Raw genomic sequence first — 13,793 nt, 5'->3', positions numbered from 1 at the left:
GCCGGACTCCGAATCCTCCAGCCCGACCTCCACCTGGCCAGGGTAGGTGGTTTTGGCTAAGGCAGGCAATCAGTTGCGTTCGGCGTGTGCTGCGATCCGCGACACACGCTTCGCGGGGCCCGGGCTAGTGGAACAAGCTAAGGAGGCCAGGTAGCAGACCGCCGACCTCCGTGCCGCCCAACGCAATGTTCGTCGGCGCGCTACCGGTAGGCGTCAAAATCAGTGTGAGGGGCTGAAGAGGCGAGAAGAGCCCACCGACCGGAACCTGGAACCCGACTGAGGTGTATCCGAACCCCCCTGGTGCGGGCACCGTCTGCGAAATCGTGTCATGGCCGAAGAAGAAGCCGCCCATGGCATTAGTGGGAGCGAAGAAAAGTGCATTTACTGCCCCCAACACATTTCCGTGTTGCATCGCGCTGACAAATGCCGTGCCGCTGTGGTGTAGGGAATTCATTGCGAGGTAATACGGACCCAGCGCATCAAAGCTGAGCGCAAGCGGCGCCGGCAACGCGATTGAGCCCGAGTCGATGGTGATCTGACCGGTAAACAGGTCTTCCATTCCGCTCAGAGTCAGCGACAGGGGGCCGAATGGGGTGTTCGCATTGATCAGCGGAATGGTGGCCGGAGCGGAATCCAACAGGGTGGCGCTGCCGCCGGTGGCCCCGCTGATCGGAACCCCGGTGACCGGGTCGATGACCGGGGCGGGGGTGACCGGCTCGACGACGGGAGCTGGGGCGACTGGCGTAACGGTGACCGTAGTCCCGGGGTCCGCCCCGACGGCGGTGCCCACGGTCGTGGCATCGGTGGCACCGCTGGTCCCTGCGGTCACCACAGTGCTGCCGCCGGATGTGGCGGTCACGCCGGTGAGGGCAGTGCCGGTGCTGACCACTGCGCCGCTGGATGCGGTGGTCACATCGGTTGCGGCGGTACCAGTGCTGACGGTGGTGCCGCCGGCGGTGGCCGTCGTCGTTCCCGACACCGTGGTACCCGTGCTGCCGGAGGTGGCGGTCGTCGTTCCCGACGTGGCGGTACCAGTACTGCCAGAGGTAGCCGAGGTGCCCGAGCCGGCGGTAGTCGTGCCGACGGTGCCGCTGGTTGTCGTCGCAGGTATGCCGGCAGAAACTGTGCCTCCCCCATGACCGCCAACGGGGCCGGTCGGGATCACTGCGTGACCCAGTAGTGCGACCGCCGGGGCATTCACGGCGTTTATCAGCACCTGCTCGGCGTTGGCGATTTCAGAGCTGAGGTATGCGAGCGCACCGGAACTCACGGCGCGAGCGAACTGGGCGTGAAACGCCGCAGCCTGCAAGCCGAGGGCTTGATATTGCTGAGCGTACGACGTCAACGCCGCTGTGACGGCTGCCGATACCTGATCCGCGGCCATAGCCACCAGACGTGTCGTCGGTGCCGCAGCCGCCGAATTGGCGGCACTCATTGCCGAACCGATGTTCTCCAAACTCCCCGCCGCTGCAGTCACGACTTCGGGTGACACATTCAGAATCGACACAGCTGGCCTCCCCTTTACTCAAGAAGAAAACAACCGGGTAGAGCTCGGAAATCCAAAGTGTACCTTGAGCGATCCTTTCGTGGCCAAAGGAATTTTTGCCGCTTTCCGATGTCCGGACGGCCATTTCGCCGGCGTCTTGGCGCAGGTTGACCGGCCCACCGGTCCCGGGTTGGCCCGCGCGCCGGGACTCCCGTCATAGCGCCTGATCACGGCGCTGGCACGCCGGTGTGGACGGCGGATAACACCGCCTGCGACCATCCGCCGAAATCGTAGACAACGTGCGTTGTCAGCGTTTATCGTGAGCGCAAATTACGCGCATGGAGGCCGTGATGACCGTCGTATCGACCACCTCCGCCGAGCCACTCGGGCCCGACTCGCTGACCTGGAAATACTTCGGAGACTTGCGCACGGGCATGATGGGCGTCTGGATCGGCGCCATCCAGAACATGTATCCGGAGCTGGGAGCCGGCGTCGAGGAACACTCGATTCTGCTGCGCGAACCGTTGCAGCGGGTGGCCCGCTCGGTGTACCCGATCATGGGTGTGGTCTACGACGGTGACCGGGCGGCCCAGACCGGCCAGCAGATCAAGGGCTACCACCGCACCATCAAGGGCGTCGACGCCGAAGGCCGTCGCTACCACGCACTGAATCCAGAAACCTTCTATTGGGCACACGCGACGTTCTTCATGCTCGTCATCAAGGTGGCCGAGTACTTCTGTGGCGGCCTCACCGAGGCCGAAAAGCGCCAACTGTTCGACGAGCACGTGCAGTGGTACCGCATGTACGGCATGAGCATGCGCCCGGTGCCCACGTCGTGGGAGGAGTTCCAGGAGTACTGGGAGCGGGTCGGCCGCGACGAGCTGGAAATCAACCAAGCCACCCTGGACATCTTCAAGATGCGCATCCCCAAGCCCAAGTTCGTGCTCATGCCCACCCCGATCTGGGACCAGATCTTCAAGCCGCTGGTGGCTGGTCAGCGCTGGATCGCCGCCGGGCTGTTCGAGCCCGCCGTGCGGGAGAAGGCGGGCATGCACTGGACGCCGGGTGACGAAATCCTGCTACGCGTGTTCGGCAAAGTGGTCGAGTTGGCTTTCTTGGCGGTGCCCGACGAGATCCGTCTGCATCCACGTGCGCTGGCCGCCTACCGCCGCGCGGAGGGGCGCGTCTCGAGCGACGCCCCGCTGGTCGAGGCGCCCAGCTTCATGGCGCCACCGCGCGACCGCCGCGGCCTGCCGATGCACTACTTCCCGCCGCGCAGCAATCCGGCCAAGCTCTTGATGGAGCGGGCCGGGTCGCTGGTGCACGGAACGCTCTCGATCGCCGGCCTGCGCCCGGCACGCGGCCGCAAAAAGGCCGCCTAGCCGTCCGGATGGGCGCGCTACCGCACCAGGTGTGCCCGCGCGCTCTGATAAAGGCAGATCGCCGCGGCAGCGGCCACGTTCAGGCTCTCGGCGCCACCGGCCATCGGGATGTGCACCCGGTGGTCGGCCGCCGCGGCGATTTCGTCGGAGAGGCCGTGTGATTCGGGCCCGAACAGCCATGCCGTCGGCGCAGCCAAATCGGCGTCGTCGAGGCAGATTTCACCGTCAACCGTGGTCGCCAGCACCTGCAGGCCGGCCGCGCGCAGAGCGGTGATGGCCGTGTGGGTGTCGGGTGCGACGACTACGGGAATCGAGAAGATACTGCCAGTCGAGGCGCGCAGGCATTTGCCGTTGTACGGGTCGACGCTGTGGCCGGCCAGGATCACCGCCGCGGCACCCATGGCATCGGCGATGCGGATCAGCGTGCCCGCATTGCCCGGCTCGCCGATCTCCACCCCGGCCGCGATCAATGCGGGTGCGCCGCTGAGCACCTCATCCAGCCGCGTTGACGGCATGTCGCAGGCCGCGACCAGACCCGTCGGCGTCACCGTGTCAGACAGCGCTTTTGCGGCGCGCTCGGTGACCAGATGGACCGGCGCCTGCTGCGCGGCCAGTAGCGATTCGTAACGCTGGGCCGCGGACTCGGTGACGAAGAGATCGCGCACCAGCCCGCGCGCTGCGGCGGCCTCGACCAGGTTGGGTCCTTCGGCGAGGAACCGTCCCGCACGCCGCCGGCCGACGTGACGATGCAGTTTGACCGCCGTCGCCACCCTGGCCGAGCGTTCGGTCAGCAGGCTAGGCGGCCTCTCCCGAAGGTGCGTTCACGTCTTCGGGCAGTGCGGCCCGGGCGACGTCGACCAGCGCGCTGAAGGCCGCGGGATCGGTGATCGCGATGTCGGCGAGATTCTTGCGGTCCACTTCCACACCGGCGGCCTTCAAGCCCTGGATCAGCCGGTTGTACGTGATGTCGTTGGCGCGCGCGGCGGCGTTGATGCGCGAGATCCACAGCTTGCGGAACTCGCCTTTGCGTGCCCGACGGTCGCGGTAGGCGTAGTTCAGTGAGTGCAGCTGCTGCTCTTTGGCCTTGCGGTAAAGGCGGGATCGTTGGCCCCGATAACCCTTGGAGGCCTTAAGGACGGAGCGCCGCTTCTTGTGGGCGTTTACTGCCCGCTTTACGCGTGCCATTGATTTCCTACTCTCGTTCGGACGAAATGGTCAGGGCCGGTGGCCGAGTGTCGCTGGGCGCCGAGTCAGCCGTTGAGCAGCGCGTTGACCCGCTTGGTGTCGTTGGCCGCCACGGTCGTACGGCCATCGAGGCGCCGGGTGCGCTTGGTCGGCTTGTGCTCGAGCAGATGCCGGCGGTTGGCTTTCTGCCGGACGATCTTGCCGGTCCCGGTGCGGCGGAACCGCTTTGAGGCCCCGCTGTGGGTCTTGGCCTTGGGCATGTTTCCTCAGTTCTGCTAGTTCGCCGACGGCTTGGTGTCGCCGGCGGTGTTGGGGTTGGGCGGTGGGGGCCCGCCCGCAGGTTCATCGCGCGCTTTGGCACGAGTCTTCGCGCCGCGGTGCGGTGCCAGCACCATCGTCATGTTGCGTCCGTCCTGCTTGGCCGACGTCTCGACGAATCCGTACTCGGCCACGTCGGCGCCCAGGCGCTGCAGCAATCGGTAGCCCAACTCGGGCCGGGACTGCTCGCGGCCACGGAACATGATGGTGACCTTGACCTTCGACCCCGCCTCTAAGAAGCGGACCACGTGGCCCTTCTTGGTCTCGTAGTCATGGTCGTCGATCTTGGGCCGCAGCTTCTGTTCCTTGACGACGGTCTGCTGCTGGTTCCTGCGGGATTCGCGCGCCTTCTGCGCCGCCTCGTACTTGTACTTGCCGTAATCCATGATCTTGCAGACCGGTGGCCTGGCGTTCGGGGCAACTTCGACAAGGTCGAGATCGGCGTCCGCGGCAACGCGGAGTGCGTCTTCGATACGCACTATGCCTACCTGCTCCCCCCCTGGGCCGATCAGTCGGACTTCAGGTACGCGAATGCGCTCGTTGACGCGGGTCTCAGTGCTGATGGGGCCTCCCTCGTTGGCTTCTCTTCCAGTGCGGCTCAAAACCCGAAACCAGCCGGAATCAGCACGGGAAACACACCAGCCATCAGCAAAAAAGCCCTGCATAGCAGGGCCCAATGCCGACCGATCGCGGCCTGGATTTACTCAAGCCGCCTGCGGCACGCGCAGAACAGGCATTCTTAAGATGCCTGTGACCGGACCGTTTTGCCTCAAAGAGCTTTGAAAACCTTCTCGGCAAGCGGTGGGAGTGGGACTCCACTTAACTGTCCCTGGCCTTCGCCGGGATGGTCGCAGCAGTGAGTCTAACAGGCAGGACGCGCCATCTTGGCAACGAACTGGCCGAACTGGGCACACCGCCACACCCGAACTGTGCAACCTAGCCACGACATCGCCAAGAATTTCCGGGTTTAAGGGAATATCCTCGCGGTCTGTGACACTTATCAGGCCTCGCTTGGGGGAGGGCAGGCAGATTTCCCGGTTTCACTGGGTACCTGCGACGGCGGGCTGGATCGTCGGGGTCATCGCTTCCCTGTCGCTGCTGGCAAGTGTGTCGCCGCTGGTGCGGTGGCTCATCCACGCTCCACGGGAATTCATCAACAGCTACCTGTTCAACTTCCCCGACACCAGCTTCGCGTGGTCCTTTGTGCTGGCATTGCTGGCCGCCGCGCTCACCGCCCGTAAACGGATCGCCTGGCTGCTGCTGCTGGGCAACATGGTGCTCGCCGCAGTACTGAACGTCGCCGATATCGCAGCGGGCGATAACACCGCCGCCGAGAACTTCGGCGAGAATCTCGGCTTTGCGTTCCATATCGTGGCCAGCGTCCTGCTGGTACTGAGCTATCGGCAGTTCTGGGCCAAAGTTCGCCGCGGAGCGCTGTTCAAGGCGGCCGGCGTGCTGGTGACCGGCGGCGCTATCGGGATCCTGATTTCGTGGGGCCTGGTGGAAATGTTCCCGGGATCGCTTGCGGCGCATGACCGGTTGCCCTATGTCGCCAACCGGGTGATCGGGTTCGGCCTCGTCGATTCCGCGCTGTTCACCGGCAGACCGCACGTCTTTCTCAACGCGATCTTCGGCCTGTTGGGTGCCTTCGCGCTGATCGCCGCGGCGATCGTGTTGTTCCAATCCCAGCGCGCCGATAACGCGCTGACCGGTGAGGACGAGTCGGCCATCCGCGGGCTGGTCGAGCTGTACGGGCAGAACGACTCACTCGCCTATTTCGCCACCCGGCGCGACAAGTCGGTGGTCTTCGCACCCAGCGGCCGGGCCTGCATCACCTATCGCGTGGAGATCGGGGTCTGTCTGGCCAGTGGCGACCCGGTGGGCGACCCGCGGGCCTGGCCGCAGGCCGTGAACGCCTGGCTACACCTGTGCCAGACCTACGGCTGGTCCCCCGGGGTGATGGGCGCCAGTTCGCAAGGAGCCCAGGTATATCGCGAAGCGGGGCTCAACGCGCTGGTGCTGGGCGACGAAGCCATCCTGCGCCCTGCCGACTTCAAGTTGACCGGGCCCGAAATGCGCGGCGTACGACAGGCTGTGACGCGGGCGCGAAGGGCCGGCCTGACGGTCCGGATCCGGCGGCACCGTGACGTTCCCGGCGACGAGATGACCCAAACCATTGAGCGCGCGGATGCCTGGCGTGACACCGAATCCGAACGTGGTTTCTCGATGGCCCTGGGCCGGCTCGGTGATCCGGCGGACTCCGACTGCCTGCTGGTGGAAGCGCTGGACCCCGAGCAGCGGACGGTGGCACTGCTGTCATTGGTGCCATGGGGAAGCACCGGTGTTTCGCTGGATGTGATGCGCCGTTCCCCGCAATCCCCCAACGGCACCATCGAGCTGATGGTCAGCGAGCTGGCCTTGCACGCGGAAAGCCTTGGCATTACCCGGATTTCGCTTAACTTCGCGGTGTTCCGCTCCGCGTTCGAGCAGGGCGCCCAGCTGGGCGCCGGTCCGATCGCACGGCTGTGGCGCGGGCTGTTGGTCTTCTTCTCACGTTGGTGGCAGATCGAGACGCTGTACCGCTCGAACATGAAGTACCAACCCGAATGGGTGCCGCGCTACTCCTGCTACGAAGATGCCCGGTTGATTCCCAAGGTCGGCGTCGCGTCGGTGATCGCCGAGGGTTTCCTGGTGTTGCCGTTCAGCCGTCGCGACAAGGTGCACACCGGTCATCACTCCGCCGTGCCGGCTCCGCTGGTGGCGACCGGCCTGTTGCATCCCGACGGCACGGCCCCGGACGTGAGTGGGTTGCAACAGCCCGAGATCGCGGGCACCGACGACGCCGGCCGTCGCCTTCCCGAGCAGGTGCGGGTGCGCCTGAGCAAGCTGAAGACGTTGCAGGGCAACGGTATTGACGCCTATCCGGTGGGGCATCAGCCCAGCCACTCGGTGGCGCAGGCGCTGGAAGCCGACGATCACACCGATGTTTCGGTGTCCGGCCGGATATTGCGGATCCGCAATTTCGGCGGCGTCCTGTTCGCCCAACTGCGCGATTGGTCCGGGGAAATCCAAGTGCTGCTGGACAATTCACGCCTGGAGCAGGGCCGGGCCGCGGATTTCAATGCGGCGATCGATCTCGGTGACCTGGTGGAGATGACGGGGCAGATGGGGTGGAGCAAGAACGGCACCCAATCGCTGATCGTGACCCGCTGGCGCCTGATCGGTAAATGCCTGCGTCCGCTGCCCAACAAATGGAAGGGGCTCACCGACGCCGAGGCGCGGGTCCGCACCCGCTACGTGGATCTGGCCATCAACAATGAATCCCGGGCCCTGGTGACGGCACGCAGCAACGTGTTGCGCTCGATCCGGGAGACACTGTTCGCCAAGGGGTTCACCGAGGTCGAGACGCCGATCCTGCAGCAGGTGCACGGCGGTGCCGCGGCCCGCCCGTTCGTGACACACATCAACGCGTACTCGATGGATTTGTTCCTGCGCATCGCTCCGGAGCTGTACCTCAAGCGGCTGTGCGTGGGCGGCGTGGAACGCGTATTCGAGCTCGGCCGCGCTTTCCGCAACGAGGGTGTGGACTTCAGCCACAATCCCGAGTTCACCCTGCTGGAGGCCTATCAAGCGCACGCCGATTACCTGGTGTGGATTGACGGCTGTCGCGAGCTGATCCAGAACGCCGCCCTGGCGGCCAACGGCGCCACCACGGCCATGCGGCTCACCGGCGAGGACCGCCTCGAGCCGGTGGACATCTCCGGTGTGTGGCCGGTGAAGACCGTGCACGACGCGGTGTCCGACGCCCTCGGTGAGCACATCGACGCCGACACCGACCTGCCCACCCTGCGCAAACTGTCGGATGCCGCCCACATCCCCTATCGGGCGCACTGGGATGCCGGCGCGGTGGTGCTCGAGCTGTACGAACACCTGGTGGAAGACCGCACCGAACACCCGACGTTCTACATCGACTTCCCCACCTCGGTGTCGCCGCTGACCCGTCCGCATCGCAGCAAGCGCGGGGTCGCCGAACGGTGGGACCTGGTGGCCTGGGGTGTCGAGTTGGGGACCGCCTACAGCGAACTCACCGACCCCGTCGAGCAACGGCGCCGGCTGCAGGAACAGTCGCTGCTGGCCGCGGGCGGAGATCCCGAGGCGATGCAGCTCGACGAAGACTTCCTGCAAGCCATGGAATATGCGATGCCACCCACCGGCGGCCTGGGCATGGGCGTGGACCGGGTGGTGATGCTGGTGACCGGCCGCAGCATCCGCGAGACGCTGCCTTTCCCGCTCGCCAAACCCCACTAACGGCGGCGCGCCCGCCAGGCGCGCCGGGCCCCCAGTTAACTCACAGGAAACATTGCGGAAACAAGGTCACGCGCGGAGCACCATCGACCAGAATGAAACGTATGACAGCGCCGACGTCGTTCGTCGCACCGCAGTCGTTGGCAAGTGGCCACATATCGCTCATGCACGGCTGGGTGCCGACCACCGTCCAGGTGGTGACCGCCATCGTGCTGGCGGCAACCATCGGATGGCGGTCCCGTCGCTGGCGGCACCGGTGGCTGCCGGTGGCCGCGATCGCCGGCGCCGCGGCGGTCTACGGGACCCGCTGGTATGTCACGGCGCACGGTCTTGCCAGTGAGCCGGCGCCGCGTGGGCTGTGGATCTGGATCGCCATGACCGGGGTGGCCGCCGCCGTGCTGGTCCTGGGCTGGCGCAGCGCACAGCGATGGCGCCGCGGCGCATCCCTGCTGGCGGTGCCGCTGTGTTTGCTCAGCGCCGGTTTGACGCTGAACCTGTGGGTGGGTTACTTCCCGACCGTGCAGGCCGCCTGGAACCAAATCACCTCCGGTCCCCTGCCCGACCAGACCGACCAGGCCACTGTCGACGCGATGGCCGGCAAGGGCGCGCTGCCCTCACACGGCAGCGTGGTCCCGGTGGCCATCTCCTCCGACGCATCGCATTTCAAGCATCGCGGCGAACTGGTGTACCTGCCGCCTGCCTGGTTCGCCAGTAATCCGCCACCGGCACTGCCGACGGTGATGATGATCGGCGGCCAGTTCAACACGCCCGCCGATTGGGCGCGAGCCGGCAATGCGATCAAGACGATCGACGACTTTGCGACCACCCACCACGGCAACGCCCCCGTTCTGGTGTTCGTCGATTCCGGCGGCGCGTTCAACAACGACAGCGAATGCGTCAACGGAAGTCGGGGCAACGCGGCCGACCACTTGACCAAGGACGTGGTGCCGTTCATGGTCTCGAAGTTCGGGGTGAGTCGCGAGCAGGCCAACTGGGGCATCGTGGGCTGGTCAATGGGGGGCACCTGCGCGGTGGACCTGACCGTCATGCATCCCACGCTGTTCAGCGCGTTCGTCGATGTCGCCGGGGACTTTTATCCGAATGCGGGAAACAAGGCCGAAACCATCACCAGGCTGTTCGGTGGCAACGCCGATGCCTGGGCTTCATTCGACCCGACGACGGTAATCACCAAGCACGGCCCGTATACCGGCATTTCGGGGTGGTTCGCGATTTCTGCGCAGGCGTCGGTGCGCCCCGACAACGCGATCGCCGACACCCCCACCATGCGACAGGCCGGGCGCGATGCCGCCGCCAATCCCAGCAACCAGACCGCGGCGGCCAACGCACTGTGTGCACTCGGCCGGACCAACGGAATCGACTGCGCGGTCATCTCTCATCCCGGCAAGCACGACTGGCCCTTTGCCGACCAGGTTTTCGCCTCGGCTCTGCCTTGGCTGGCCGGCCAGCTGCACACGCCGGAGGTGCCCCGGATTCCGCTGCCGGGCACGGCCGCATCAGCCGGGCAATTCGTCACGGCCGGGCGGTAGCCGCCGATGACATCGGTCGCACGCGTGCGCCGGGCGATTTTTGCCCGGCACTGCAATCCGTGGAGCGCCTGGACACGCTGGGCGAGTACCCCGCTGACGCTGGTCCCGATTTGGACGCGGCGACGCAGCCACGCCCTGCTACTCGCCGGGTGGCTGGCGGTCAATCCCTTCGTCTTCGGTAAACCGCGCCATGAACGCGCCTGGGCGACGCGGGCGATGCTGGGCGAAGAACTGTGGATCTCCCGTCGGCCCCGCGACGCCGCCATGCTGGTCAGCGGTTCGACCTCAGTGATTTCGGTGGTCGCGGTGATCGCCGCACGCCGTCGGCGACTGCGGCCCGCGGCGGTGGCGACCGCCGCGCAGATGGCTCTGACGATGGTCTACTGGCAGCAGATGGTGCGCTATTACGATCGCGGGCAACAACAGGCGGTCGCACCGCCGCAGTAACGTGGCGGCATGCCCGACGAACCAACCGCTCCCGACCCCGGCTACGACAGCACCGGCGTACCGACGTTCGAATCCGTGCAGGACAAGATCGAGAACCGGTTCGCCACCGCACAGGGCGCGGCCGAGCTCGATGCCGAGACGGCCGAAGCGCAGACCGTCGAAGAGCAGTACGAGAAGCGTCAGCGCGCGGCGGCCGAACGCCTGGCGCAGATCCGGGAGTCGATGCGCACCGATGAGTGATACCGTGCCGACTTCGCGGGCCGGCACCCAATTCGGGCCCTACCGCCTGCGACGACTACTGGGCCGCGGCGGCATGGGCGAAGTCTACGAGGCACACGACACGGTCAAAGACCGCACCGTCGCGCTCAAACTCATGGCTCCGGAGTTCAACTCGGACGGCGCATTTCGCCGGCGGATGCAACGTGAGGCACACACCGCCGGTCGCCTGCAGGAGCCCCATATCGTGCCCATTCACGACTTCGGGGAGATCGACGGGCAGCTGTTCATCGACATGCGCTTCATCGAAGGCGCCGACCTCGGGGCACTGTTGTCGCGCGGCGAAGCGTTATCCCCGCCGCGCGCGGTTGCCATCGTCAGCCAGGTCGCCGCGGCGCTCGATGCCGCCCACCGCTCGGGCGTCGTGCACCGCGACATCAAGCCGGAGAACATTCTGATCACCGGCGACGACTTCGCTTACCTGGTCGACTTCGGCATCGCCGCGGCGGCCACCGACCAGCACCTCACCAAAACCGGTAGCGCAGTGGGTAGTTGGAGCTACATGGCGCCGGAACGATTCGGCGACGACGACATCACCTACCGTTCCGACATTTACGCTCTGGCCTGCGTGCTCTACGAATGCCTCACCGGCACACCGCCTTACCAGACCCAGAACCTCAGCACGCTGATGGGCGCACATCTCATGCAACCCATCCCACGCCCCAGTTTTCAAGGGCAAGGCGTCCCAGGTGCTTTCGACGACGTCATCGCGCGCGGCATGGCCAAGAATCCCGCTCAGCGCTACCTCACCGCCGGAGAGCTGGCGCGCGCGGCTCAGCAGGCGCTCAGCGTTCCGGACCGGGAACGAGCCGTGACCATGCTCGCGCACACCCAGCAGTACGTCCCCGCACCCAGTGGCCCGCTCCCCCAGCATCCCTGGCCTCCCCCGGCGGCAGCGCCACAGTGGACTTCAACCCCGAAACGCAGCTGGTGGCTGGTGCTGGCGGCGATCCTGGTCGTCGTCTTCGTGGTCGCCGGAACCGGTATCTGGCTGGCAGTCGGCAATACCGGCGGCGACAAGCCGATCGCCCAGACCACGACCACCAGCGCGGCCCACACCACTTCGGCCCGCACTCCCAGTGCTATCCCGAACATTGTTCCGGGACAACTTGATTCGCTTCTGCTGGGCCCCGAACAAATCAATGCCATCGTCGCCACCACGGGCATCGTCGTCGACCACAACGCAACGGAGATGACAGATCCCGGACCGGAGAATACGTTGTCGGACGATCGCTGCCTTGGCGCCCTCATCGGCTACCAAACCGGGACGTACAAGAGCAGCGGCTACACGGCGATGCTCGCGCAGCTGATGAAGAAGCCCAACAGCAACCCCGGCTACGTCGTGGTCCAGGGCGCGGTGATTTTCGCCTCCGCCGAGCAGGCGGCCGGATTTGTGGCAACTCAAGCCGACGCGTGGCGATATTGCGCCGGGAAAGCCGTGACCCAAGTCAACAACGGCAACACCTCCCACTGGACATTCGGCGGTGTCAGCGGCAATCCGCCCAACATCGCGCTGGAACGCACCCTGGCCGACAGCCCGGTGGTTTGCCAGCACGTCCTGAGCGCGGTATCCAATATCGTTCTCGACGTCAATGTCTGCGCGCCCGGGACAATCAACCAGGCCCGGCTGATAGCCAATGCGATGGCGGCCAAGGTACCGAAGTAGCGGCATGCGAAAATTCAGCATCGCCGAGCGGCGGAACAGACTGGCGCGCAGGCACTTTCTCTCCCAATCCCAGCCGGTGACTCAAGTCGTCGCCGGAATGCTCGGACTGCATGCCACCGATCCGGCCACACCCTATCTGTCGCTGTGGGCACGCACACCCGGCTTCGTAACCGCGAACCTCGATCGCGAGTTGTATGAAAACCGTTCTGTGGTAAAGCATCTCGCCATGCGCCGTACGCTATGGGTGGTCAGCTCCGAGGACCTGGCGCTGATTCAGCCTGCGGTCAGCGACCGCGTCGCCGGCAACGAACACCGGCGTCTGATCGGCGACGTGCAGACGGCAGGTGTAACCACCGACGGTGAACGCTGGCTCGAGGCGGGCAGCGCCGCGGTACTGCGCTATCTGCGTGAGCACGGGGCCGCCAGCAGCACCGAGCTGCGGACCGCGCTGCCCGAACTGGCCGGCACCTACGACCCGGCACCGGGAAAGCGTTATGGCGGTGCGGTTTCGATTGCACCGCGGGTGCTCACGGTGCTGTCGGCCCGCGGCCATATCGTGCGTGGACCAAACGACGGAATTTGGACCACGTCGCGGCCGCGATGGATCACCACCGCTGACTGGCTCAGCGGGTCCGGCGTGCGGCCCGTCGAGAACCCGCACGCCGAACTCACCCGCCGGTGGCTACGCGCGTGCGGTCCCGCGACCGTCGCCGATATCAAATGGTGGTTCGGCAGCACCCTGACCGCGGTCCGGAAAGCGTTGGCCGACATAGGGGCGGTGGAAGTCGACGTGGATGGCAGCCCCGGTTACGCGCTGGCCGACGATCTCGAACCGGAACCGGAGGTGGCGCCGTGGTGCGCGCTGCTGCCCGGGCTGGATCCGACCACCATGGGCTGGTACGAGCGGGACTGGTATCTCGGCCAGCACCGCGGCCAGGTTTTCGACAGCAACGGCAACGCCGGACCCACCGCGTGGTGGACGGGACGCGTGGTGGGCGGCTGGTATCAGGACTCCGATGCCCGAGTCCAGTTGCAGCTCTTGGACGACCCCGGACGGGACGGCCGGCGCGCCTTGCAGCGCAAGGCCGACCAACTGACGTTGTGGCTGGACCGCGTGCGGATCAGCCCGCGCTTCCCGTCGCCGCTTTCCAAGGCGGCGGCAATCAGCTAGCCGAGACTGC

12 protein-coding genes are annotated in these 13,793 nt (G+C 66.0%); 7 read left to right on the top strand and 5 right to left on the bottom strand.

From position 1 onward, the window contains the following. Nucleotides 1–124 precede the first annotated feature (124 nt). Nucleotides 125–1,507, bottom strand: a complete 1,383-nt coding sequence (locus BST12_RS06930; protein WP_083112358.1) for a PE family protein — start codon at nucleotides 1,505–1,507, stop codon at nucleotides 125–127. A gap of 329 nt (nucleotides 1,508–1,836) precedes the next feature. Here BST12_RS06930 and BST12_RS06925 point away from each other — a divergent pair, with 329 nt between their 5' ends. Beyond that, complete coding sequence (locus tag BST12_RS06925; protein ID WP_083112394.1) at nucleotides 1,837–2,868, top strand: oxygenase MpaB family protein; 1,032 nt, start codon at nucleotides 1,837–1,839, stop codon at nucleotides 2,866–2,868. Between the two features lie 17 nt (nucleotides 2,869–2,885). On the opposite strand, the gene BST12_RS06920 is transcribed toward BST12_RS06925, so the two are convergent. The 4 genes from BST12_RS06920 to infC form a co-directional block, all read right to left on the bottom strand. Then, on the bottom strand, nucleotides 2,886–3,662 hold the full coding sequence (locus BST12_RS06920) for a TrmH family RNA methyltransferase (protein WP_083112357.1): 777 nt from the start codon (nucleotides 3,660–3,662) through the stop codon (nucleotides 2,886–2,888). 1 nt (nucleotide 3,663) lies between these two features. Next, complete coding sequence (gene rplT / locus BST12_RS06915) at nucleotides 3,664–4,053, bottom strand: 50S ribosomal protein L20 (protein WP_083112356.1); 390 nt, start codon at nucleotides 4,051–4,053, stop codon at nucleotides 3,664–3,666. A gap of 65 nt (nucleotides 4,054–4,118) precedes the next feature. Further along, nucleotides 4,119–4,313, bottom strand: a complete 195-nt coding sequence (rpmI, locus tag BST12_RS06910) for a 50S ribosomal protein L35 (protein ID WP_083112355.1) — start codon at nucleotides 4,311–4,313, stop codon at nucleotides 4,119–4,121. Nucleotides 4,314–4,328: 15 nt separating this feature from the next. Then, nucleotides 4,329–4,934, bottom strand: coding sequence for a translation initiation factor IF-3 (infC, locus tag BST12_RS06905; RefSeq protein WP_083112393.1), 606 nt, complete (start codon nucleotides 4,932–4,934; stop codon nucleotides 4,329–4,331). 436 nt (nucleotides 4,935–5,370) lie between these two features. Here infC and lysX point away from each other — a divergent pair, with 436 nt between their 5' ends. From lysX to BST12_RS06875, 6 genes are all read left to right on the top strand, one after another. Continuing rightward, entirely contained in the window at nucleotides 5,371–8,679 is a 3,309-nt protein-coding gene (lysX, locus tag BST12_RS06900) for a bifunctional lysylphosphatidylglycerol synthetase/lysine--tRNA ligase LysX (protein WP_372510892.1), read from the top strand. A 101-nt stretch (nucleotides 8,680–8,780) separates the two neighbouring features. Next, nucleotides 8,781–10,223 (top strand): alpha/beta hydrolase, encoded by a 1,443-nt coding sequence (locus BST12_RS06895; protein ID WP_083112353.1) that lies wholly within the window; start codon nucleotides 8,781–8,783, stop codon nucleotides 10,221–10,223. Nucleotides 10,224–10,229: 6 nt separating this feature from the next. Next, the gene (locus BST12_RS06890; protein ID WP_276028806.1) at nucleotides 10,230–10,670 is read left to right on the top strand and encodes a DUF6653 family protein; all 441 of its coding nucleotides are present in this window, start codon (nucleotides 10,230–10,232) and stop codon (nucleotides 10,668–10,670) included. A gap of 9 nt (nucleotides 10,671–10,679) precedes the next feature. After that, nucleotides 10,680–10,910 (top strand): hypothetical protein, encoded by a 231-nt coding sequence (locus tag BST12_RS06885; protein WP_083112352.1) that lies wholly within the window; start codon nucleotides 10,680–10,682, stop codon nucleotides 10,908–10,910. After that, nucleotides 10,903–12,612 (top strand): serine/threonine-protein kinase PknH/PknJ, encoded by a 1,710-nt coding sequence (locus tag BST12_RS06880; RefSeq protein WP_083112351.1) that lies wholly within the window; start codon nucleotides 10,903–10,905, stop codon nucleotides 12,610–12,612. The genes BST12_RS06885 and BST12_RS06880 overlap by 8 nt, the downstream gene beginning before the upstream one ends. A gap of 4 nt (nucleotides 12,613–12,616) precedes the next feature. Further along, nucleotides 12,617–13,783 carry a winged helix DNA-binding domain-containing protein gene (locus BST12_RS06875; protein WP_083112350.1) on the top strand — a complete coding sequence of 389 codons (1,167 nt, stop codon included), beginning with the start codon at nucleotides 12,617–12,619 and terminating at the stop codon, nucleotides 13,781–13,783. The last annotated feature ends 10 nt before the right edge of the window (nucleotides 13,784–13,793 follow it).

The organism is Mycobacterium angelicum, assembly GCF_002086155.1.
GTDB lineage: Bacteria > Actinomycetota > Actinomycetes > Mycobacteriales > Mycobacteriaceae > Mycobacterium > Mycobacterium angelicum.
This window is presented reverse-complemented; position numbering and strand designations above follow the sequence as displayed.